The sequence below is a fragment of the Candidatus Thioglobus autotrophicus genome, assembly GCF_001293165.1.
Lineage (GTDB): Bacteria > Pseudomonadota > Gammaproteobacteria > PS1 > Pseudothioglobaceae > Thioglobus_A > Thioglobus_A autotrophicus.
Genome location: NZ_CP010552.1, coordinates 274,279 through 296,819 on the forward strand (window position 1 = coordinate 274,279; position 22,541 = coordinate 296,819).

General features: G+C 40.8%; 20 protein-coding genes. 5 read left to right on the forward strand and 15 right to left on the reverse strand.

Annotated features, from left to right (window positions below; genetic code table 11):
- Nucleotides 1–12: 12 nt before the first annotated feature.
- The 4 genes from glcF to SP60_RS01480 are packed head-to-tail and all read right to left on the reverse strand — an operon-like array spanning nt 13 to nt 4,278.
- Complete coding sequence (gene glcF / locus SP60_RS01465; RefSeq protein WP_053950950.1) at nt 13–1,146, reverse strand: glycolate oxidase subunit GlcF; 1,134 nt, start codon at nt 1,144–1,146, stop codon at nt 13–15.
- Nucleotides 1,146–1,679 carry a glycolate oxidase subunit GlcE family protein gene (locus SP60_RS01470; protein WP_053950951.1) on the reverse strand — a complete coding sequence of 178 codons (534 nt, stop codon included), beginning with the start codon at nt 1,677–1,679 and terminating at the stop codon, nt 1,146–1,148. The genes glcF and SP60_RS01470 overlap by 1 nt, the downstream gene beginning before the upstream one ends.
- Nucleotides 1,679–3,109 carry an FAD-linked oxidase C-terminal domain-containing protein gene (locus tag SP60_RS01475; protein WP_053950952.1) on the reverse strand — a complete coding sequence of 477 codons (1,431 nt, stop codon included), beginning with the start codon at nt 3,107–3,109 and terminating at the stop codon, nt 1,679–1,681. Before SP60_RS01475 ends, SP60_RS01470 begins: the two co-directional genes overlap by 1 nt.
- Before the next feature lie 20 nt (nt 3,110–3,129).
- Complete coding sequence (locus SP60_RS01480) at nt 3,130–4,278, reverse strand: alpha-hydroxy acid oxidase (protein ID WP_053950953.1); 1,149 nt, start codon at nt 4,276–4,278, stop codon at nt 3,130–3,132.
- 147 nt (nt 4,279–4,425) lie between these two features.
- On the opposite strand from SP60_RS01480, the gene SP60_RS01485 reads away from it, so the two are divergent.
- Nucleotides 4,426–5,541 carry a pyridoxal-phosphate-dependent aminotransferase family protein gene (locus SP60_RS01485; RefSeq protein ID WP_053950954.1) on the forward strand — a complete coding sequence of 372 codons (1,116 nt, stop codon included), beginning with the start codon at nt 4,426–4,428 and terminating at the stop codon, nt 5,539–5,541.
- Nucleotides 5,542–5,602: 61 nt separating this feature from the next.
- Here the strand turns inward: SP60_RS01485 and SP60_RS01490 are convergent, their stop codons facing one another.
- Complete coding sequence (locus SP60_RS01490; RefSeq protein ID WP_053950955.1) at nt 5,603–5,836, reverse strand: YfhL family 4Fe-4S dicluster ferredoxin; 234 nt, start codon at nt 5,834–5,836, stop codon at nt 5,603–5,605.
- Nucleotides 5,837–5,957: 121 nt separating this feature from the next.
- Between SP60_RS01490 and SP60_RS01495 the strand changes: the two genes are divergently transcribed.
- The 4 genes from SP60_RS01495 to SP60_RS01510 are packed head-to-tail and all read left to right on the forward strand — an operon-like array spanning nt 5,958 to nt 10,072.
- Nucleotides 5,958–6,953, forward strand: a complete 996-nt coding sequence (locus SP60_RS01495; protein ID WP_053950956.1) for a peptidylprolyl isomerase — start codon at nt 5,958–5,960, stop codon at nt 6,951–6,953.
- A gap of 9 nt (nt 6,954–6,962) precedes the next feature.
- Nucleotides 6,963–8,048 (forward strand): phospho-N-acetylmuramoyl-pentapeptide-transferase, encoded by a 1,086-nt coding sequence (mraY, locus tag SP60_RS01500; RefSeq protein WP_053950957.1) that lies wholly within the window; start codon nt 6,963–6,965, stop codon nt 8,046–8,048.
- Nucleotides 8,049–8,057: 9 nt separating this feature from the next.
- Complete coding sequence (locus tag SP60_RS01505) at nt 8,058–8,501, forward strand: deoxycytidylate deaminase (RefSeq protein WP_053950958.1); 444 nt, start codon at nt 8,058–8,060, stop codon at nt 8,499–8,501.
- Nucleotides 8,502–8,503: 2 nt separating this feature from the next.
- Entirely contained in the window at nt 8,504–10,072 is a 1,569-nt protein-coding gene (locus SP60_RS01510; RefSeq protein ID WP_053950959.1) for a peptide chain release factor 3, read from the forward strand.
- 8 nt (nt 10,073–10,080) lie between these two features.
- Here SP60_RS01510 and SP60_RS01515 read toward each other — a convergent pair whose 3' ends face one another.
- From SP60_RS01515 to SP60_RS01560, 10 genes are all read right to left on the reverse strand, one after another.
- Nucleotides 10,081–10,323: a DUF6868 family protein gene (locus SP60_RS01515; protein ID WP_053950960.1), complete on the reverse strand. Its 243-nt coding sequence runs from the start codon at nt 10,321–10,323 to the stop codon at nt 10,081–10,083.
- A 162-nt stretch (nt 10,324–10,485) separates the two neighbouring features.
- Nucleotides 10,486–13,077, reverse strand: coding sequence for a DNA gyrase subunit A (gene gyrA / locus SP60_RS01520; RefSeq protein ID WP_053950961.1), 2,592 nt, complete (start codon nt 13,075–13,077; stop codon nt 10,486–10,488).
- Nucleotides 13,078–13,207: 130 nt separating this feature from the next.
- Nucleotides 13,208–14,263 (reverse strand): 3-deoxy-7-phosphoheptulonate synthase, encoded by a 1,056-nt coding sequence (locus tag SP60_RS01525; RefSeq protein ID WP_053950962.1) that lies wholly within the window; start codon nt 14,261–14,263, stop codon nt 13,208–13,210.
- Between the two features lie 14 nt (nt 14,264–14,277).
- Entirely contained in the window at nt 14,278–15,069 is a 792-nt protein-coding gene (gene folE2 / locus SP60_RS01530) for a GTP cyclohydrolase FolE2 (protein ID WP_053950963.1), read from the reverse strand.
- A 2-nt stretch (nt 15,070–15,071) separates the two neighbouring features.
- Complete coding sequence (gene queD / locus SP60_RS01535; protein ID WP_053950964.1) at nt 15,072–15,443, reverse strand: 6-carboxytetrahydropterin synthase QueD; 372 nt, start codon at nt 15,441–15,443, stop codon at nt 15,072–15,074.
- A 75-nt stretch (nt 15,444–15,518) separates the two neighbouring features.
- Nucleotides 15,519–17,756 carry a DNA topoisomerase IV subunit A gene (gene parC, locus SP60_RS01540; protein ID WP_053950965.1) on the reverse strand — a complete coding sequence of 746 codons (2,238 nt, stop codon included), beginning with the start codon at nt 17,754–17,756 and terminating at the stop codon, nt 15,519–15,521.
- A 78-nt stretch (nt 17,757–17,834) separates the two neighbouring features.
- Complete coding sequence (gene gcvP / locus SP60_RS01545; protein ID WP_053950966.1) at nt 17,835–20,633, reverse strand: aminomethyl-transferring glycine dehydrogenase; 2,799 nt, start codon at nt 20,631–20,633, stop codon at nt 17,835–17,837.
- Between the two features lie 127 nt (nt 20,634–20,760).
- Nucleotides 20,761–21,099, reverse strand: a complete 339-nt coding sequence (locus SP60_RS01550; RefSeq protein ID WP_053950967.1) for a histidine triad nucleotide-binding protein — start codon at nt 21,097–21,099, stop codon at nt 20,761–20,763.
- 9 nt (nt 21,100–21,108) lie between these two features.
- Nucleotides 21,109–22,236, reverse strand: a complete 1,128-nt coding sequence (locus SP60_RS01555) for an NAD(P)/FAD-dependent oxidoreductase (RefSeq protein WP_053950968.1) — start codon at nt 22,234–22,236, stop codon at nt 21,109–21,111.
- 2 nt (nt 22,237–22,238) lie between these two features.
- Nucleotides 22,239–22,541: a hypothetical protein gene (locus tag SP60_RS01560; RefSeq protein ID WP_053950969.1), complete on the reverse strand. Its 303-nt coding sequence runs from the start codon at nt 22,539–22,541 to the stop codon at nt 22,239–22,241.

The following is a 22,541-nucleotide window of genomic DNA, read 5'->3' on the forward strand; positions in this document are numbered from 1 at the left end:
CTCTTTGGCTAATTAATTGGTCTGATTATCCAATAATTCCACCCAATGTTTAACAGGAATTTTACTGTCTTTTTGCAAATGCATTAAGCAACCAATATTTGCTGTCACAATCATCTCTGGAGCGGATGCTAAAAGATTATTCATTTTATTGCTTTTTAATTGTTTAGACAGATCAGGCTGAAAGATAGAGTAGGTTCCTGCCGAGCCACAACAAAGATGAGCATCTTTTACTGGCGCTGGCGTATAGCCTAGTTTTTGTAAAATAGAATTAACCAAACCTGCTAATTTTTGCCCATGTTGCAGCGTGCATGGCTCATGATAAGAAATATTGGCTTTTTCTAAATTTAGTAGATTAAAATCTTTATCTGATAAAAATTCAGCAATATCCTGGGTCTTGCTAGAGATGGCTTTTGCTTTTTGATAATAATCATCACCTTCTTTAAACATGGAGTCATAATCTTTCACCATTAGCCCACAGCCACTGGCACTAGAAATAATGACTTCCACATCAAACTCTAACCAGGCGTCAATATTATTCTTAATCTTGATCATTGCATCTTGATCAGCACTAAGATGTTGATCCACTGCACCACAACACTGTTTTTGCGGGGTTTCAATTGCTTCAAATCCTAATTTTGCCAAAATATTTTTAATACTATGGTTAATATTAGGCGCCAGCACAGGCTGCACACACCCACCTAACAACAAAACTTTTTTGCTATTAGCACTTGGCTTAAATGTGCTTCCTTGTTTTTTTGAGTGTCTGGCTATTCGCCCAATGGGATTAAAAAGCAGTGGCGAGGTTAGCAATTTACGCACAGAATAACGCATGACTTTTTGCCAGATTGGACGCTTTTGCTCAACAAACTCACGACCAATATCAGCCAACTTGCCATACTCAACTCCTGAGGGGCAGGTTGTTTCGCAAGATCTACAAGTAAGACAGCGGTCCAGGTGCTTAATGCTTTCTTGAGAAAATTCATTTTTTTCAAGCGAGGACTTAATCAAATAAATACGCCCACGGGGTGAATCAAGCTCTGATCCGAGCAGCTGATAGGTTGGGCAAGTAGCCAAGCAAAAACCACAATGTACACATTTTCGAATAATCTCATTAGCTTTAAAATTAGCAATTTGATGTGTTTGCATTAGTTAAATATTCCTCTTGGGTCAAACACAGTTTTTAAGCGAGCCTCAATTTCTGTTCGTAGTGCTGAGCGCTGAACAGTCTTAGGGCGAGATTTAAGCTGGCCCACATACTGACTAGGCATCACTTTAAAGCTAATTTGGGTAATCACTGCCAACTGCCCTTTTGAGCCAACCAGCATTCGTGCTACATCATAACCTGCAACGTTTTTCATCACCTGTCCACCAAAATTTAACAACTCACCTGAGCCGTCAATAATTTGCACACCTAAAACACTGTCAGATAAATCTTGTGCACCGTTAGCATAAGCAGCGCCAATGCTTTGATTTTTATCTTCAATGTAAAATGGCAAAACTTGGTCGTTTTTAGCCAGCACATCGCAAATTTCAGCAATAGGTGTACTGGCTTTTACTGTGAGTACCAACTCTTCTGAAAAATATTCTTCAATGCCCGTATGATTAAGCCAGTCACTCGTAATATGCAGTGCATCAGAGGCTTTAATTTCTTCTTGTAATTTTGCAATATTAGTTGACATTAAAACCGCTCCAACTCAGGATGGGGCAACTGCCCGTGATGCACATGCATTGCACCTAGTTCTGCACATCTATGCAACTCAGGAATCGCCTTGCCAGGATTAAGCAATGCCAAAGGATCAAATGCGGCTTTAATCTGATGAAAAATTTCTAATTCTTTGGCATTAAACTGATGACACATCGCATCAAGCTTTTCAACGCCCACGCCATGCTCTCCAGTAATACTGCCGCCCATATCCACACTCAATCTTAAAATTTCAGTACCAAATTCTTCGGTTCTTTCAAGCTCGCCTGGAATATTGGCATCATATAAGATCAATGGGTGAAGATTACCATCACCCGCATGAAAAACATTGGCCACTCTGAGTTGGTATTTTTTTGATAATTCGTTAATTTTTTCCAGCATGTCAGCCAAATGGCGTCTCGGAATAGTGCCATCCATGCAGTAATAATCAGGAGATAAGCGCCCTACAGCAGGGAAGGCAGACTTACGCCCCTTCCACAAATCTAAGCGCTCCTTTTCATTGTTTGACACCTTGATGCTAGATGCACCAGATAAAACCTTGAGCACTACTTCTAGTTCTGCCTGAACTTCAGACTCTGAGCCGTCCAATTCACACAACAATAATGCTTGTGCATCTAATGGGTAGCCTACTTGGGCGAAGCCCTCTGCCGCTTCAATGGCGAAACTATCCATCATCTCAAGCCCTGCTGGAATAATGCCCGCTTTAATAATGTCCGCAACAGAATTGGCACAATCACGCACACTATCAAACCCAGCCATCACCACTCGGGCGAGTTTTGGTGTTTGCGTGAGTTTAACGGTGATTTCCACAATAACCCCTAACAAACCTTCAGAGCCATTCATCAGCGCCAATAAGCCCAAACCCTGATCATCTCTAGATAAAACCAACTCCTCGCCATCAATGGTTAAAATTTTAACAGCTTCAACATTGTGCACAGTTAGACCATATTTTAAGCAATGCACGCCGCCTGAATTTTCCGCCACATTGCCACCAATACTACAGGCTATTTGGCTAGAAGGGTCAGGTGCATAATACAAACCATGGCTAGCCACTGCCTCACTAATGGCAATATTCCTGACACCGGGTTCCACCACGGCTAATTGTTTTTTAGCATCAATAGATTTAACTTGATTTAACTTTGATAAACCCAAAACAACCGACTCTGATAAAGGCATCGCGCCACCTGCAAGACCTGTGCCCGCACCTCGAGTAACCACTGGTGTATTGTGCGCTTTGCAGATTTTTAAAACCTGCTTAATTTGTTCAATTGTTTCTGGCAATACAACTGCCAAAGGCTTTTGTCGATAAACACTTAATCCGTCACATTCAAATGGACGAGTATTTTCCTCACCGATTAAAACAATATCTTTGGGTAATTTATCTAATAATTCATTGACCACTTTCATGTTTAGAAATTATAATCAATTTATGGCTTGATTAAGTGTTTTGGAAAGTCGCTTACTTGTTCGCATCCAACTTGCTCCATCACTTGCTGCAACTGGCGTTTAAGCATTGTAAAGGTATGATTACCCCCTTTTTTTCCAAGTGCTCCCACACCGTACATTGGCGCCCTGCCAACAAAGGTAAAGTCTGCACCAGTTGCTAATGCATTGGCAATATCAGGCCCTGAACGCAAACCAGAATCCATCATTATTTTTATTTTTCCTTTATACGCTTGCAGTCCACCAAGTGCATTAATGGTGGATTGGCCGCTATCTAGTTGGCGCCCACCATGATTAGAAACAATCAGGCCATCAAGCCCAAGTTCAACTGCCAAATTTGCCTCTTCAGGATTAACAATACCCTTGATGACGAGATTACCCTTCCAGGCATCTCTTAGGGCTTTAATCTTGTCTTCAGTCAGGCGCCCTGAAAATGTTTTATTCATAAACATACCCAAGTGTTTTATATTTAGACCTTTGGGGATGTAGGATTTCATAGTTTTAAACTCTGGTGTGCCTGCTGCCAGCTGAGACAAAGACCAAGTTGGATGGGTGCACATTTGCAGTATATTGTTAATGGTCATTTTGGGTGGAATGGATAATCCGTTTTTAATTTCCTTGGGGCGATAGGCAAATGTTGGGGTGTCTGCCAAAATAACCAATGTACGACAACCTGCATTCCACGCGCGTTCTAGTAGTTGATCTCGAAGCTTATCTTCCACCGGATGATATAACTGAAACCAAAACTTACCTTCTGTAATCTCTGCAATGGTTTCAATACTTGCTGTACCAACTGTAGAAAGCATAAAAGGCAGTTTATGATCAACAGCAGCTTGCGCTAGAATTTCACAAGATTTTGGCCACATTAAACCTTGCAGACCAATCGGTGCCATGCCAAAAGGCGCATCATAAGTTTCACCAAATAGCTCGGTCTTAAGACTTGTACCTTGGTAGTCACGCAAATAATATGGCTGCAATTGAATATCTCTAATATCTTGCGTATTGCGTTGCAAGTTTATCTCAGAAAAACAACCGCCATCCAAATATTCAAAAGCAAACTTTGGCATACGTTGTTTTGCCTTTATACGCAGCGCATCAATACTAGGGTAGTTGCTATTAAAATAATCTGTCATATTTATCATCCTACTTACCCTGCCTTATTTTTTACTTTCAGTCACTTAGGCTTAAATACCCATAGCTAAAGCGCGAGATAATTGAATACCAAACTAGGTACAAGCAATTATAATAGCCTACTTAAACTTTTTAAACAATAAGAAACCATGAAATCATTTAACCCACCTGTAAGAACCTTAATGGGTCCAGGCCCTTCTGACGTACACCCTAGAATTTTATCAGCCATGGCTCGCCCTACCATTGGCCATCTAGACCCTGCTTTTGTCGGCATGATGAACGAAACTAAAGAAGGTTTAAAATATATTTTTCAAACTGAAAATGAGCTAACTATGCCAGTTTCAGCACCAGGCTCTGCTGGTATGGAAACTTGTTTTGCCAACTTGGTTGAGCCAGGTGACAAAGTAGTGGTGTGTATCAATGGCGTCTTTGGTATGCGTATGCAGGAAAACATTACCCGCTTTGGTGGCGAAGCGATTGTGGTTGAAGATGCTTGGGGTTCTGCCGTATCAACCGATAAAGTTGAGCAAGCACTCAAAGAAAATCCAGATGCAAAAATTCTAGCTTTTGTTCATGCAGAGACCTCGACTGGCGCACAATCTGATGCCAAAACCCTATGTAAAATTGCCCATGAAAATGATTGTATTACGATTGTAGATGCAGTAACGTCATTAGCAGGTAGTGAGTTACGTGTAGATGAGTGGGAAATTGATGCGATTTACTCGGGCACGCAAAAATGTTTGTCTGCGATGCCTGGCATTTCACCTGTTAGTTTTAATGAACGCGCATTAGCCAAAGTTAGAAACCGTAAAACAGCGGTTACTTCTTGGTTCCTAGACTTAAATTTGGTTATGGGTTACTGGGGTGAAGGTGCCAAGCGTACTTACCACCATACTGCACCAGTCAATACACTATACGGCTTGCACGAATCTTTAGTGATGCTTTCAGAAGAAGGGCTAGAGAACTCTTGGGCTCGTCACCAAAAAAATCATGAAGAATTAAGAGATGGTCTTGAGGCAATGGGTATTAATTTCTTAGTTGATAAGGCTGATCGCCTACCACAGCTTAACTCGGTCTTTATTCCAGAAGGTGTGGATGACGTCGCAGTTCGCGCAACACTATTAAATGATTACAACTTAGAAATTGGTGCAGGACTTGGCGCTTACGCAGGTAAAGTATGGCGCATTGGCCTAATGGGCCACTCTTCGAGAAAAGAAAACATTACTTTATGTTTGGCTGCTCTCAAGGCGACTTTAGAAAAGTAAACTAAAAAGACAAACAAAAAAGGCGACCTTGATAGGTCGCTTTTTTTTGGATAAATGATTATTATTTTAGTTTAGCGAGTAATTCCTCTTCCGTTTCTACGCGTGCAGGATCTGGCAAACAACAATCGACTGGACATACCTCAACACATTGAGGTTCGTCAAAATGGCCAACACACTCAGTACATAAGTCGCCATCAATTTCATAGATTTCATCGCCCATATAAATTGCATCATTTGGGCACTCTGGCTCACAAACATCGCAGTTAATACATTCATCTGTAATTAGTAAAGACATTCTTATTTCCTGGTAATAAAGCAATTATAAATTAAGTGATATTTTACCGTATTGTTACCCTTATTTTTATTGTGTTTTGAGGTATCATCAATGACTGTCTTTATTTAGTAAAAATACCCTTATGTTGCGTCTATTTATCCTTCTTTCAGTCACGTTAATATCGCTCTCCTCTCAAGCAAAACTCGCCAATGGTTTGTATGCAAACCTGCATACTAATCAAGGCGATATTATTGTTCAACTTGAATTTGAAAAAACCCCGCTAACGGTTATTAATTTTGTGGGCTTGGCCGAGGGTAAAAAACACTCAAATATTCAAACTGGCAAACCTTTTTATAATGGCTTAAAGTTTCACCGTGTGATTGATAATTTCATGATTCAAGGAGGTGACCCAAAGGGCAATGGTACGGGTGGTCCAGGATATCAATTTAACGATGAAATTACCGATTTAACGCATGATCGCGAGGGTATTTTATCCATGGCAAATTCTGGCCCAAATACCAACGGCTCGCAATTTTTTATTACTCATTTGGCAACCCCACACCTAGACGGCAAGCACACGGTTTTTGGCAATGTGGTTAAAGGTATGAGTGTGGTTAATAAAATTAAGCAAGACGATTTTATCCGCAAAGTAAAAATTATTCGTGTTGGTGAAAAAGCACAAAATTTCAAAACGGATGAAGCAGCCTTTAAGGCAGAAAATGCCGCATATGCCAATAAAGAGCAACAAAAAATTGCCGCCAAAAAGGCTAAATTTCTAGCATTTGCAACTGCCAACTATCCACAGGCAAAAATCACTGATCAAGGTTATTTTGTAGAGGTTAATCAAAATGGTGGTGGTGATACACCCAATCAAGGTGACTTAGTCAAAGTTAGCCTTTCAATTGATCTAGATGATGGCACTAATATGCGCCAAGCTGGAGAGCCTTTGCCTTTTGCTGCAGGATCTGGCTCCATTATCAGTATTATTGATACCTCAGTTTTAACCATGAAAGTTGGTGAAAAACGCACTTTGATTGCGCCTTACTATCAAATTTATGGCGATAGCAAACGTGCCAGTTTATCTACAGAGACTATTTTAATTTTCAAGCTAGAACTACTCTCCATTAACGACATCTAATAATTTATTATGTTTTTAGAATTACTCGCTCTTTTAGTACAACTTGATCCTGGTTTTGGCGTTCTTAACTACCTAACGCTCAGAGCCGTCTTGGCCATGTTGGCTGCCTTATTAATTAGCCTTGCACTGGGGCACTATTTTATTAATAAATTACATCAATACCAAATTGGTCAAGTGGTTAGAGCTGATGGTCCAAAATCACATTTGAGTAAAACAGGCACGCCAACTATGGGCGGCGTCATGATTCTTTTTTCTTTTATCATTAGTTCACTGGTATGGGGCGATTGGTCTAGTTTGTATCTATGGATTGTGCTCGCTACCGCTGTTATTTTTGGCGCCGTTGGGTTTACAGATGACTATCTCAAAATCAAACGTAAAACCTCGGATGGGCTAAGCTCTCGCCAAAAAATACTTGGTCAATCACTTGGTGCTGTGGTGATTGGACTATGGATAGCCTTAAGCATAACCGACCCCATTCAAACCGAACTTCTGATTCCTTTTGTTAAGGATGTTACTATGCCGCTTGGCCTTATCGGGTTTTTACTACTAGCTTACCTTGTTATTGTTGGCTCTTCCAATGCGGTCAACCTCACAGACGGACTAGACGGACTTGCCATTATGCCGGTCATTCTTATTTCTAGTGCTTTAGCTTTATTTGCCTATATTAGTGGCAACTACAATTTTTCAAACTATCTGAATATGCCATTCATGCCTGGCACTGGCGAACTATTCGTCATTTGTAGTGCGCTTGTGGGTGCTGGGCTAGGCTTCTTATGGTTTAACACTTACCCTGCTGAAATCTTCATGGGTGATGTAGGCTCTTTAGCACTAGGTGCTATTTTGGCGGTAATCGCTATTTTATTACGTCAAGAGATTTTACTCTTTATTATGGGCGGTGTTTTTGTCGCCGAAACTCTCTCTGTAATTATCCAAGTAGCTTATTACAAGCGTACCAAAAAACGCTTCTTTTTAATGGCACCTATTCATCATCATTTTGAGCAAAAAGGCATGTCAGAGCCTAAAATTATTGTGCGCTTTTGGATGGTTACCTTAATCTTAGTACTCGTTAGTCTTGCTTCGATCAAGATACGTTAAAATACACAGATGAATAAATGGGATCAGCGTTATTTAGCACTTGCCAAAGAGGTTTCTACTTGGTCAAAAGACCCGTCCACTCAAGTGGGTGCAGTGACTGTTGGCAGCAAAAAAGAGGTGCTATCTCAAGGATTTAACGGCTTTCCTCGTGGCATTAATGATAGCGATGAACGCTACAATAACCGCGACATTAAATACCAGTTGGTTGTTCATGCTGAAATGAATGCCATTTACAATGCCACCTACTCCGGCACTTCTCTTGATGGTGCCACGCTTTATGTCTACGGCTTGCCAATTTGCTCAGAATGCGCCAAGGGTATCATTCAGGTAGGCATTAAAAAGGTCGTGGTTGAAAAATCTAAAGAACTTGATAACTGGAATGAAAGCGTTCAACTCTCGCAAAAAATGTTTGATGAAGCAGGTGTTGAATTAATTATTAACCCTAAAAACTAACTATGTCTGAAGTCTCTAAACGCCGCACGTTCGCGATTATTTCTCATCCAGACGCGGGTAAAACCACCGTCACTGAAAAACTACTTTTATATGCGGGTGCAATTAAAACAGCGGGTAGTGTTAAAGCCAGAAAAGCCAGTACCCACGCTACGTCTGACTGGATGGAAATGGAAAAAGAAAGAGGTATTTCCATCACCTCATCCATCATGCAATTTGAGTATGACAATCACGTCATCAATCTACTTGATACACCAGGACACGAGGATTTCTCTGAAGACACTTACCGCACGCTCACCGCGGTTGACTCAGCACTAATGGTGATTGACGTCGCCAAAGGTGTCGAGATGCGCACCATCAAACTCATGGAAGTTTGTCGCCTACGTGATACACCTATTCTCACCTTTATCAACAAACTTGATCGCGAAGGCAAAGAGCCAATTGATTTAATGGATGAGGTTGAAACTGTCTTAAATATTGAGTGTGCGCCTATTACCTGGCCGATTGGCATGGGTAAGCGCTTCAAAGGCGTAGTACATTTACTCGAAGATAAAGTTTACTTATACGAAACGGGTAAGAACTCTGAGATTGGCGAGAATATTATTATTGAAGGTGTTGACAATCCAGAGCTGGATAATATTCTTGGTACTGATGTTGCAAGCGAAATGCGCGACGAGGTAGAGCTCATTAGTGAAACCACCACGCCATTTGATTTAGAAGCGTTTTTATCCGGCAAACAAACGCCGGTATTTTTTGGATCAGCCATTTCAAACTTTGGTATTCAAAATTTACTCGATGGCTTTATTGAGTATGCACCAACCCCAAAAAATAGAGAGTCAAATGTTCGCGAAGTAACACCTGATGAAAACAAACTCACCGGATTTGTCTTTAAAATTCAAGCTAACATGGATCCCAAACACCATGATCGCCTAGCCTTTATGCGCATTGTTAGCGGCGAATACAAAAAAGGTATGAAGGTTTTGCAAGTTGCCACGGGCAAACAAATTAAGATTGCCAATGCGGTTACCTTTATGTCGCGCGAGCGTAGTTCGGCTGAAGTGGCTTATGCTGGTGATGTAATCGGTATTCATAACCATGGTGGCATTAGCATTGGTGACACTTTCACCCAGGGTGAAAAATTGGAGTTTAAAGGCATTCCTAATTTTGCACCCGAGCTGTTTCGTCGTGCTCAACTCAAAGATCCTCTAAAGGCCAAAGCCCTACAAAAAGGCTTAGACCAGCTCTCAGAAGAAGGTGCCACTCAAGTCTTTCGCCCAATTATTAATAGCTCACAAATCTTGGGTGCTGTCGGTATTTTACAATTTGACGTTGTCGCTCACCGCCTCAAATATGAATACGGCGTAGATTGTCAGTTTGAAACTATTGCTGTGGCCACTGCTCGTTGGGTCACAGGGGATGATAAAGATATTGAACAATTAAAGGCTAAAGCGGGTAATAATGTCGCGATCGATTCAGCAGGCATGCTTACCTACCTAGCGCCTTCTATGGTGAACCTGCAGCTCACTATGGAGCGTCATCCAAATCTAGTATTTTCAGCTACTCGAGAACATTAACACCAAGTTTAGCTAACTAGCATCAAGGCAAAATAAGGCACTAAATTAAAGACAACGATCAATAATTTATACAGGCCAATTCCGCCATAATGAATGTTGTTGAAACTTTCATTGGTAATAGATATCCAATAAGTATGCACTTGATACACGTAATCATGTGCATACTTAATGGCCAACACCCAACTGAGCAATACGGCAATGTTAATCGCCAAACTCCAGCCCAAGAAACTTTGAAAAATTGTTATTGTCATGACTATTACCTCGCTAATTCACTAACTTTTATTATAAATTTATTAAAAAAAAATCGAAAATTTTAATACTAAACCGCCTCCTGCCTAAGAATACCATTTATTTATGTAAAAAAAATGCCACTTAATTAAGTGGCATTTCGATGAGATGGCTTTAAAGAAGTTTTACGATTCTTCAGACATCTCTTGTGTGTCAGAATCATCATCTTCTGTTTCAGCAATTTTTGCCACAGAAACTAACTTCTCTCCTTTAGAAATGTTAATGAGTGTTACACCTTGAGTATTACGACCAATAACCGATACATCAGCCGCTCGAGCTCGAACCAATGTGCCTTTATTGGAAATCAACATCATTTCATCTTCGTCAGTCACTTGAATAGCGCCTACTACCTTGCCATTGCGATCAGAGGTTTTGATCGAGATAACACCCGAACCACCACGTGCTTGAGAGCGGTACTCTTCCAGCTCAGTACGCTTACCATAGCCTTTTTCAGTAGCTGTTAGAATAGGGCTTGATTCATCTGCCACAATCGCAGAGACGATCTCGTCATTAACCAATTTCATGCCGCGAACACCAATGGCGGTACGACCGACTGCACGTACATCGGCCTCTTTGAATCGAATCGATTTACCGTTCGCAGAGAACAACATAATATCGTTTTCACCGGAAGTAATTTCAACCCCAACTAGCTTATCGCCATCTCTAAGTTCAATGGCGATAATACCGCCTTTTCTCGGACGGGCAAAATTTGTTAGCGAGGTTTTCTTACACGTTCCACTACTAGTCACCATAAAGACAAACTGATCGTCGCTGAACTCAGATACTGGCAAGATGGCGTTAATTACTTCGTCTTTTTCTAGTGGTAATAAATTAATAATTGGCTTACCTTTAGCGGTTCGAGATGCCATTGGCAACTCATAAACCTTAAGCCAATGCACCTTACCTGCAGAAGAAAAACACAAGACAGTATCATGAGAATTGGCAACAAATAGCTGGTCAACAAAATCCTCATCTTTCATTTTGGTAGCTGCCTTACCCTTGCCACCACGACGCTGAGCTTGATAATCACTGAGTGATTGTGCCTTAACATAACCACCATGTGACAAAGTAACCACGCGATCTTCTTGAGCAATCAGATCTTCAAGAGTCAGATCAATTTTATGTTCGATAATTTGAGTCATTCGTGCAGTTGCAAACTCATCACGAATGGTAATTAGCTCATCGCGAATCACTTGCATAAGACGATCTGGATTTTGCAAAATATCAAGCAGGTATTTAATACGCTCTAATAATTCATTGAATTCGTCAAATATCTTGTCTTTTTCAAGACCCGTTAGACGATGAAGCTTAAGATCAAGAATGGCCTGTGCTTGCTTATCTGATAACTGATAATCACCACTAGCTTGCAAACCTAGTTCAGCTGGTAGATCTTCTGGCTTAAACATGGCCATATCGCGATCACCAATAAGCTCTTTAATGACCGAACCTTGCCAAGTTTTTGCTACTAAAGCCGCCTTGGCTTCTGTTGGATTTTGTGCTGTTTTGATTAGCCTAATAATGTCGTCAATATTGTGCAGTGCTACTGACAAACCTTCCAAAAGATGAGCGCGATTTCTCGCTTTGTTTAGGTCAAAAATAGATCGACGCGTCACCACATCTCTTCGATGTGCAATAAACGCTTCTAAGATATCCTTAAGCTTCATCAGTTTAGGCATGCCTTTATCAATCGCCACCATATTAATACCAAATACAGTCTGCATTTCGGTGAGCTTGTATAGGTTGTTAAGCATTACCTCTGGCACTTCACCACGACGCAGCTCGATCACCATACGCATACCATCTTTATCAGACTCATCTCTAAGACCGGTGATACCGTCAACACGCTTATCTTTAACCAATTCTGCAATCTTGCCAATTAATCTTGCTTTGTTAACCTGATAAGGCAGCTCAGTGACCACAATACTTTGCTTATCCTCGCCTTCTACATGCGACACCGATCGAAGGTAAATTTTGCCTTTGCCGGTTTCATAGGCTTGGCGAATACCACTAGCACCATTAATAATCCCCGCGGTTGGGAAATCTGGGCCCGGCATAACACTCAATAATTCATCAATCGTAACATCTTCATTGTCAATTGTTTTTAGACAAGCCTCAACCACTTCACGTAAATTATGTGGCGGGATGTTGGTAGCCATACCCACGGCAATACCTGATGAGCCATTAACCAAAAGGTTTGGCACGCGAGTTGGTAAAACGCTTGGCTCTGATTCTGAGCCATCGTAGTTATCATTGTAATCAACCGTATCTTTTTCAAGATCGCGCAACAACTCATGAGAGAGTTTGGTCATGCGGATTTCTGTGTAACGCATGGCTGCTGCTGAATCGCCGTCAACCGAACCAAAGTTACCTTGACCATCTACTAAGATATTACGCATTGAGAATGGTTGCGCCATTCTTACAATGGTGTCGTATACAGCAGTATCGCCATGTGGATGATACTTACCAATTACGTCACCGACAATACGGGCTGATTTTTTGTAAGATTTGTTGTAGTCGTTACCGAGTACGTCCATTGCGTATAGTACGCGTCGGTGAACTGGTTTTAGACCGTCTCGAACATCAGGTAATGCGCGCCCCACAATAACACTCATGGCGTACTCCAAATAGGAATCACGCATTTCATCTTCAATAGTAACGATTGGGAAATTCGGCTCGAAAACTTCTGGACTTTCAGTGTTCAACGTATCATCTGACATACAAAAAATTGCTTAATTAAACGAGCTTTTATTGTACCCTAAACGGCTGAATTATCACACTAAAAATGTGTAAATAAGATGGGAATTTTAGAAAAAATTTAAACCAGTAAAGCTGTGTTAAATCAAATACTTAGGTATTTTTAGTGTGTACAGATTGTGCCAGCATTTTAAGCAAAGTTTCAGTATCTTCCCAGTTAATACAACTGTCAGTGACACTAACGCCATATTCAAGCGAATCTAAAGGTCCAATCGCTTGATTGCCTTCGTTAATATTCGACTCAATCATCACGCCAAATATTTTGTCAGAACCCGATGCAATCTGCTCTGCGACATTTGCGCCTACTTTCAGTTGATTTTTAAATTGCTTCTCGCTATTGGCATGAGAAAAATCAACCATGACACGATGATTCAAACCTTCGCTTAATAGTTGCTCTGAGGCACTGTCAACATGCTTTTCTTCGTAATTAGTACCGTCAGAACCACCACGCAGGATAATGTGTGTACTTTCGTTGCCTGAGGAAGTGTAATGACTCACGCCACCTTCTTTATTAACCGATAATAAATGATGCGGACTGCAAGCTGATTTAATCGCATCAATCGCAATTCTCAGTGAGCCAGTCGTGCCATTTTTAAAGCCCACTGGGCAAGATAAGGCAGAGGCTAATTCACGATGCGATTGGCTTTCGGTAGTACGCGCACCAATAGCACCCCAAGAAATTAAATCAGAGATGTATTGTGGGGTGATAAGATCAAGATACTCTACCGCAACTGGCATATCTATGTCAGCAATATCTGTAAGCAAATGACGGGCAATTTGCAGCCCTTTGTCAATATTGAAGCTTTCATCTAGATCGGGATCGTTAATTAAGCCCTTCCAACCAATGGTGGTACGTGGCTTTTCAAAATACACACGCATTACAATAAATAAATCTTCTTTAAGCTCTTCGCGTAATGTGGCTAATTTTTTTGCATATTCACGCGCAGCAACAGAATCATGAATAGAACAAGGCCCAACGATTACCATCAGGCGCTTATCTTGACCCATTAAAATATTAGCAATGGTTTCGCGTGCTTGAAAAATACCGACTGAACCCTGCTCACTTAAAGGGTATTGCCCCATAAGATCATTAGGCGCCATAATTGGCGCACTTGAGGTAATTCTTAAATTGTCAGTATTGTATTTCATGATTTGGCTATCGTTTATTTCTGGTTTTCAATTAATGCGTAAGCTGAGTGATTATGAATTGATTCAAAATTTTCTGACTCAAGTCGGTAGTAATCAATATTGTTATTGGCATTCAAATCCACAGCAATATCACGCACTAAATCCTCAACGAATGCAGGGTTATCATACGCTCTTTCAGTCACAACTTTCTCATCTTCTCGCTTTAGAATGGCATACAATTCACAGGATGCTTTTGTCTCAGCAAGATCGATCAAATCCTCTAAATACAAAGTTTTTCCAACGGTCGCCTTGGCCTTGATGGTAATGTGAGAGCGCTGGTTATGTGCGCCATATTTTGAAATACTTTTCGAGCAAGGGCAAAGGCTGGTCACTGGTACCACCACTTTCATCATCACCTCTGTAACACCTTTGTCAAGAGAGCCATATAAAGTCACTTGATAATCCATCATTGATTCAACACCTGATGATGGGGCTTTTTTCTTTCGAAAAAATGGAAAATCTAAAATAATATGCGCCGTTTCAGATTCTAATCGATCACGAACTTTCTCAATAATCTTGCCAAAATTACCACTATCAAACTCGCACGGTCCTTCGTTTAAAATCTGAATAAAACGCGACATATGCGTACCTTTTACATTTTCAGGTAGTGTTACTGTCATGGTGAAATTACCCACCGTTGGCGACTTATTACCTTCACGATCTATATACGTAATCGGATGTGAAATATCTTTAATACCCACTCTATCAATAATAATTTGACGAGTATCTAGGTTGTTTTGAGTATCAGGTAAATCACAAGATTTCATGATTAATCCTCCGAATAAGTGACAGACGCCCGAAGTGTTTCCCAAATGGTAACCTCTTTAACACGAACATCTTGGTTGTTGATTAATTGACCGACTTCTTCATAAAAATATTTAGCAATATTTTCAGCAGTAGGGTTGAGCTCGTCAAAAGGTGCAACATCATTCAAATATTGATGATCCAGCCTTTTAACGACGACTTTTGTTTGTTGTTTAATTTCTCGAAAATCGATCGCCATGCCAACATCATCTAGCACTTTTGAAGCAACAAGTACTTCCACCTGCCAATTATGACCATGCAAGCGGGAGCAATCTCCTGGGTAATTTCTCAGCGAGTGAGCCGAGGCAAAATCTGTAACAATTTTTAGGACGAACATTTCGGAAAAATTGGCAAAAAGACTAATTATACCTTTGATAGGGGTGTTATTACACCTTGAATCTCCGGGTGATTGTTACTCAATCGCTTCAAGCGCATCAACACCTTGATAGCCTTTAGGTAGCAAGTTTCCGCGTCGAGCTCTTGAGCCAATGTAATTAGTCAAATCTTGGAATTTAATGGTTAAGTGGCGCTTTCCCGCATAAACCTTAAGATTTTGAGTTTCTAACAAGACACAAGTGCTAACAACAAACTCTGCTCTAGCTTTAAGATCTGCAGCCGGAATTTGGATTAGCTTATTACCCTTGCCTTTAGATAAAACAGGCAACTCAGAAACCAAGAAAACCAATAGTCGGCCGCGATTAGTCACCACAGCAACATATTGATTCTCTAAATCATTAACCTTAATAACACTCATCACCTTGGCACCATTTGGCACACTCAACGAAGCCTTGCCCGCTTTTTTCTTTGAGAGTAAATCACCAACCGTACCAATAAATCCGTAGCCTGCATCAGATGCTAGCAAAATATGCTGAGCATCATCACCCATCACCACATCAACAAACTCAGCGCCTGTTGGCGGAGAAAGCCTGCCAGTTAGTGGCTCGCCCTGTCCTCGTGCACTAGGCAGTGAACTCGCTAGTAATGAATAAGAGCGCCCTGTGGTGTCAATAAAAATTGCATTTTTATTGCTTCTTCCCTGCACACTGGTTAAGTAATTGTCGCCTGATTTATAATTCAACGCTGTTGGATCAATATCGTGACCTTTGGCACTACGCACCCAGCCTTTGTCACTCAGCACTACCGTGACATTTTCAGCAGCTACTAGATCATCTTCATTAAATGCCTGTGCAACACTAACGTCCGCTTTAATATAAGACCTACGCTCATCACCAAAATCATCAATAATGGCTTTTAGCTCTTTTTTGATATAGGTTTTTAAGCGATTTTCACTCGATAACAGCAACTCTAATTTATCTTTTTCAGCGGCTAATTCAGCTTGCTCTGATTGAATCTTAACTTCTTCTAGTTTGGCAAGATGGCGTAATTTAAGCTCTAAAATTGCCTCAGCCTGAATTTCTGTCAATTTAAAGTGTAACATTAAAATTGGTTTTGGCTTATCGTTTTCACGAATAATGGCAATCACTTCATCAATATTTAAGAAAGCCACCAACAAGCCTTCCAAAATATGCAACCGTGCTAGAATTTTGTCCAGACGGAAATTAAGTCGCTTAGTAACAATTTGAGTTCTATAAACCAGCCACTCTTTCAGCATTGGCACCAAAGGCTTAACTTGTGGCTTACCATCTAGACCGATCACGTTCATATTAACGCGATAATTTTTTTCTAAATCAGTAGTGGCAAATAAATGCAGCATCAAGCTATCGGCATCAACTCGATTAGAGCGTGGCACAATCACAATGCGAGTAGGGTTTTCATGGTCTGATTCATCGCGAATATCATCCACCAATGGTAATTTTTTAGCGCGCATTTGGCTTGCTATTTGAGCAATAACTTTAGAGCCAGATGTTTGGAAAGGCAGTGTTTCAATAACAATATCACCCTCTTCTTTTTGATAAGTGGCACGCATCTTAACCGAGCCATGACCCGTTTCATAGATCTGCCTTAAATCTTTTGATGACGATACAATATTGGCGCTGGTTGGATAATCAGGCGCTGGAATAATTTGCATGATTTCATCTAGATCACTAGAGGGCTTGTCTAATAGCTGAATACAAGCATTCACCACTTCTGTTAAATTATGTGGCGGCACATCTGTTGCCATACCTACCGCAATACCCGAAGTACCATTGAGCAACAAGTTTGGCACTTGTGCTGGCAAGTTTTTAGGCTCTTGAAGAGATCCGTCAAAATTATCTGCCCACTCAGCTGTGCCTTGATTAATTTCACTTAATAGTAAATCTGCATAACGAGAAAGCTTACTCTCGGTATAACGCATCGCAGCAAATGATTTTGGATCGTCCGGTGCACCCCAGTTTCCTTGGCCATCAATAAACGGATAGCGATAAGAAAATGGCTGAGCCATAAGTACCATCGCCTCATAACAAGCACTATCGCCATGCGGATGAAACTTACCTAAAACATCACCTACAGTACGAGCTGATTTTTTAAATTTAGCAGTTGACTTAAGCCCCAGCTCACTCATTGCATAGATGATACGGCGTTGTACCGGCTTGAGGCCATCGCCGACAAACGGCAAAGCACGATCAAGAATGACGTACATTGAATAATCAAGATAAGCGCGCTCTGAAAACTCTGCGACGCTTTGCTGCTCAAGGCCGATTTGGCTCATTTTCCCCCTGGAAATAACTCACTTTTATATAAAAGTTTTGAGCTATTTTAATGCAACTTTCAGATGAGAAAAGCTAAATTATGCAAAGTCTTCAGTGGTAATACACGAGCAAAAAAGGTTTCGATCACCGTAGACGTTATCGATACGCTTAACGGGTGGGAAGTATTTATTCGCCACCAATGATTCAACTGGATACAAAGCCTCTTGTCTTGTGTACGGGTAAGTCCATTCACCACTCATCTCATACGCTGTATGTGGCGCATTTTTAAGGGGGTTGTTGTCTTTATCCCAACGACCATCAATTACCTTTTGAATTTCATCGTGAATGCTTGTCATCGCTGTAATAAAGCGATCCATCTCACGCTTTGATTCACTTTCTGTTGGCTCAATCATTAGCGTGCCTGCCACTGGAAAGCTCATGGTTGGAGAATGAAACCCATAATCCATTAAACGCTTAGCAATGTCTTCTTCAGAAATGCCACTTTGCTCTTTTAATGGGCGAATATCAATAATACACTCATGCGCCACCATGCCTTGATCGCCACGATACAAAATCGGGAAACTCTGTGCCAAGGCATCTGCAATATAATTGGCACTAACAATCGCTACTTCGGTTGAGCGTTGCATGCCGTATTTACCCAAGAGCTTGATATAACTCCAAGAAATTGGCAAAATTGAAGCAGAACCGTACATTGCTGCCGATACTGCATTTGAGTCTTTTTCTAGTGGATCACCTGGCAAAAACTCAGCCAAATGCGCCTTAACACCAATCGGACCCATACCTGGGCCACCACCGCCATGTGGAATGGCAAAGGTTTTGTGCAAGTTGATATGTGAGACGTCCGCACCAAATTCACCCATACGCGTAACACCCACCATCGCATTCAGATTGGCGCCATCTAAATAAACTTGACCACCATTTGTGTGAATAATATCGCAAATTTGTTTAATCTCTACTTCAAACACACCATGGGTTGATGGATAAGTCACCATAATAGCTGAAAGATTATCAGCATGTTTTTCCACTTTGGCTTTTAAATCATTAATATCAATATTGCCCGCTTCATCGCATTTAACAATCACCACCTTCATACCAGCCATAATGGCGCTAGCCGGATTGGTGCCGTGTGCGGAAGAAGGAATAAGGCAAATATTACGATGTGCATCGCCACGAGAATCATGATAAGCATGAATCGCCAATAAACCCGCAAACTCCCCTTGTGAACCAGCATTGGGTTGTAAAGATACCGCGTCATAACCGGTTACTTCACACAAAGAATGCTCCAAATCTTTAAATAACTGCTGATAACCCTTAGTTTGCTCAGTTGGTGCATAAGGATGGAGTTTTGAAAAACCTGGCAAGCTAATCGGATACATTTGTGTCGCTGCATTAAGCTTCATCGTACAAGAACCCAGTGCAATCATTGAGTGATTGAGCGCAATATCTTTGTTTTCCAGACGCTTTAAGTAACGCATCATTTCAGTTTCACTATGATAGTCGCTAAACACTGAATGCGTTAAATACTCTGTTTGACGCATCATATTTTCAGACAAAATACCTTCTGAATCAATCAATTCACTCACCGAAAAAACACCTAAAAGGTTTAACAATTCAGCCTTAGTAGTTGCCTCATCTATGGCAATACTCAATTGCGTATCATTTAACAAGCGCAGATTAATACCCGCTTGTTGTGCTTGTGCAAATAATGCTGACGCTGCATCTGTATTGATCGTAATCGTGTCAAAAAATTGCTCAGTCGCCAGCTCGAACCCAGCCGCCTTTAAGCTCGCCGCAAGGCTAGCTGCCTTTGTGTGCACTTTGCTAGCAATTTTCTTAAGCCCCGCTGCACCATGATAAATACCATAAGCTGCTGCAAGCACAGCCAATAAAACTTGCGCTGTACAAATATTACTAGTAGCTTTATCACGACGAATATGTTGCTCACGGGTTTGTAACGACATGCGCATTGCTGGGTTGCCTAATACATCTTGCGATACACCAATAAGACGTCCAGGTACCATACGTTTAAATTCATCACGCGTGGCCAAATAAGCGGCATGCGGACCACCAAAGCCCATTGGCACACCAAAACGCTGCGAATTACCCACGGCAATATCAGCACCCATTTCAGCAGGAGTTTTAATGAGTGTCAACGCCAATACATCACAAGCCACAATCGTTAATACGCCATTATCTTTAGCCTTAGCGATATCAGAACTCAGATCACGCACTTCACCATTGGTACCAGGAGATTGCATAAGCGCGGCAAAACAGTCACTAAAATCATTATTTTGAATCTCTTCAATAACCAACTCAATCCCAAGTGGCTTAGCACGAGTTTGTAAAATAGTAATCGTCTGAGCATTGGTATTGCTATCAATCAAAAATCGATTGGATTTATTTTTACGATTAGCGCGCTTAGCCATCATCATCGCTTCCGCACAAGCGGTTGGCTCATCGAGTAGGGAAGCATTAGAAATATCCATACCCGTTAGATCGATAATCATTTGCTGGAAATTTAATAGCATTTCCAAACGCCCTTGTGAAATCTCCGCTTGGTACGGCGTATAAGCCGTATACCAACCCGGATTTTCTAAAATATTGCGCTGAATAACGCTAGGCATAAGTGTGCCGTAATAACCTTGACCAATAAAATTCGTGGCTAATATATTCTCACCAGCAAGCTTGGTTGCTAGCTCTAAACTATCGCGCTCGGTTAGACCTTCATCCACATCCATACGATTGCCAAATAAAATTGACTCTGGCACGGTTTTAACAACAACTTCATCGACTGTTTTACAGTTGATGCTATTTAACATAGAAGTGATGTCTTCAGCGCTTGGGCCGATATGTCTGTCTAAAAATTCATTGCTCATAGGATTTTCAAAATTAAAATAAATTCAAGGCGTAAATTTTATCTTATTTGTGATTAGGAATTTTGGTAGATATTGTTATAAAAAACAAGGTTTTATATTATGAAAAAAACCAGATCTTGTAGCAGCTTTATCCCGGTGGCCAAGTAAGCGCCCGCCCACCCAAACAATGAAGATGGATATGATAAACCGTTTGCCCGCCATCTTCATTACAGTTCATCACCACACGATAGCCTTCTTCTGCGAAACCCATCTCTTTCGCAATTTTGCTAGCTGTTAGTGTCAACTTACCGATTAAAGCAGCATCGTCAGCTTCATTAATCGTGGCAATGTGTTGTTTGGGAATTACTAAAAAATGATGTGGCGCCTGCGCACCAATATCATGAAATGCATAAACATCTTCATCTTCAAAGATTTTATTCGACGGAATTTCACCAGCGATAATTTTACAAAATAAACAATCAGACATACAGACTCCCTAGCGGTACTGGCGCAAATACCACCAGCCAAATACTTTTTTAGCAATATGCATGAGTCTGCAATTTGGCAACATCAAGCCGCCTTTTAAATTTCGAGAAACATACATACCTTTATTATTCGAATCAACAATACACATTAGCTCAATTTTAAAAGTATGACTAGAAGCTTTATCGTCTAAATTATCCAGTGCATTTTTTGCAGCGGCTGCCGCTTGAAGATCAGCCATATGAGCTTGTTTTGGCATCCATTCAGGACCTGGGAAAGAGCCTGAGTCACCCGCAACAAATACATTATCAAAGCCTTCAACTTCACAAAATTGATTAGCTTTTAATAGCCCACCTTCACTGCGTGTAAGGTCAGTATTATCAAACCATGTATTACCCGTCATGCCTGGCATAAATAAAATAAAATCAGCAGCAAACTCGCCACCTTCAGTCACAACCTTTTCAGCCGTAAACTGCTTTATTTTATGGCCAAGATGGGTCGTAATATTGCGTTTTTTCATCTCTGATAATATACCGTCAACCGCCTTTTCACCCAAGCGAGCGCCTGGTTTGGCGGCTGGGGTAAAAAAGGTTAGGTTAAATTTATCACGTCTGCCTTCAGCGCGAAGCTGAGTATCCAATCCAAACAAAAATTCAAACATAGGGCCGCCACGCATTGCACTAGGTTCTTTAGGGTTGCCACTAAATCCAATAGCAATATCACCACCATCCATTGATTTAACGCGATCGCGAATGTCTTCTGCAGCTTTTATACCTTCACACGGCGTAATAGCAAATTCAATACCAGGTAGTTTCTTAATAAATCGTCCACCTGAGGCAATAATAAGTGCATCGTTTTCATAGGTTCCAATCGGAGTAACCACTGATCTACCTTGGTTTTCTAGTCCAGTTACTTCGCTAACGATATGCACCACATTCATACGTTTAAAAAAATTATCAAGTGGAATCACAATGTCTTTTTTACTCGCAGCGCCCGATGGCACCCAAATAAGGCTTGGCATATAAACCAACTCTGCTCTAGGGGAAATCAGCGTTATTTCAGCCGTTTTATCTTGCTTTCGAAGGGTTTTAACAGCGGTAAGCCCGGCAAATCCTGAACCGATAATAGTAATTTTACTCATGTTTAAAGAACCTCTAAATTATTAGGTGTCATTGTACTCATATTAGCAATAGTGCCAAATCTTTCCATGGTTTTAGGCCAATTTTCATTAGCTTCCAATTGTTTTCTAAAGTTTTGTTGATGTGCTTCACTTTGCCACTTTACTAAACAATAAACTTTTCCATTTTCATCAATGCCTGAATCACGTGAAATAAATCCGTCCGCTTGAGAAATATCCTCATCAATTTCCTTGGAAAAAACTTTCCAATCATTTAATAAGTTTTTATCATTTAATTCAAACGACACTATCGCAAAATATTCGCTCAT

Bases quoted from the DNA above. Each gene is read 5' to 3' on its own strand.
- glcF (WP_053950950.1), bottom strand. From the start codon at position 1,146: ATGCAAACACATCAAATTGCTAATTTTAAAGCTAATGAGATTATTCGA.
- SP60_RS01470 (WP_053950951.1), bottom strand. From the start codon at position 1,679: ATGTCAACTAATATTGCAAAATTACAAGAAGAAATTAAAGCCTCTGAT.
- SP60_RS01475 (WP_053950952.1), bottom strand. From the start codon at position 3,109: ATGAAAGTGGTCAATGAATTATTAGATAAATTACCCAAAGATATTGTT.
- SP60_RS01480 (WP_053950953.1), bottom strand. From the start codon at position 4,278: ATGACAGATTATTTTAATAGCAACTACCCTAGTATTGATGCGCTGCGT.
- SP60_RS01485 (WP_053950954.1), top strand. From the start codon at position 4,426: ATGAAATCATTTAACCCACCTGTAAGAACCTTAATGGGTCCAGGCCCT.
- SP60_RS01490 (WP_053950955.1), bottom strand. From the start codon at position 5,836: ATGTCTTTACTAATTACAGATGAATGTATTAACTGCGATGTTTGTGAG.
- SP60_RS01495 (WP_053950956.1), top strand. From the start codon at position 5,958: ATGTTGCGTCTATTTATCCTTCTTTCAGTCACGTTAATATCGCTCTCC.
- mraY (WP_053950957.1), top strand. From the start codon at position 6,963: ATGTTTTTAGAATTACTCGCTCTTTTAGTACAACTTGATCCTGGTTTT.
- SP60_RS01505 (WP_053950958.1), top strand. From the start codon at position 8,058: ATGAATAAATGGGATCAGCGTTATTTAGCACTTGCCAAAGAGGTTTCT.
- SP60_RS01510 (WP_053950959.1), top strand. From the start codon at position 8,504: ATGTCTGAAGTCTCTAAACGCCGCACGTTCGCGATTATTTCTCATCCA.
- SP60_RS01515 (WP_053950960.1), bottom strand. From the start codon at position 10,323: ATGACAATAACAATTTTTCAAAGTTTCTTGGGCTGGAGTTTGGCGATT.
- gyrA (WP_053950961.1), bottom strand. From the start codon at position 13,077: ATGTCAGATGATACGTTGAACACTGAAAGTCCAGAAGTTTTCGAGCCG.
- SP60_RS01525 (WP_053950962.1), bottom strand. From the start codon at position 14,263: ATGAAATACAATACTGACAATTTAAGAATTACCTCAAGTGCGCCAATT.
- folE2 (WP_053950963.1), bottom strand. From the start codon at position 15,069: ATGAAATCTTGTGATTTACCTGATACTCAAAACAACCTAGATACTCGT.
- queD (WP_053950964.1), bottom strand. From the start codon at position 15,443: ATGTTCGTCCTAAAAATTGTTACAGATTTTGCCTCGGCTCACTCGCTG.
- parC (WP_053950965.1), bottom strand. From the start codon at position 17,756: ATGAGCCAAATCGGCCTTGAGCAGCAAAGCGTCGCAGAGTTTTCAGAG.
- gcvP (WP_053950966.1), bottom strand. From the start codon at position 20,633: ATGAGCAATGAATTTTTAGACAGACATATCGGCCCAAGCGCTGAAGAC.
- SP60_RS01550 (WP_053950967.1), bottom strand. From the start codon at position 21,099: ATGTCTGATTGTTTATTTTGTAAAATTATCGCTGGTGAAATTCCGTCG.
- SP60_RS01555 (WP_053950968.1), bottom strand. From the start codon at position 22,236: ATGAGTAAAATTACTATTATCGGTTCAGGATTTGCCGGGCTTACCGCT.
- SP60_RS01560 (WP_053950969.1), bottom strand. From the start codon at position 22,541: ATGAGCGAATATTTTGCGATAGTGTCGTTTGAATTAAATGATAAAAAC.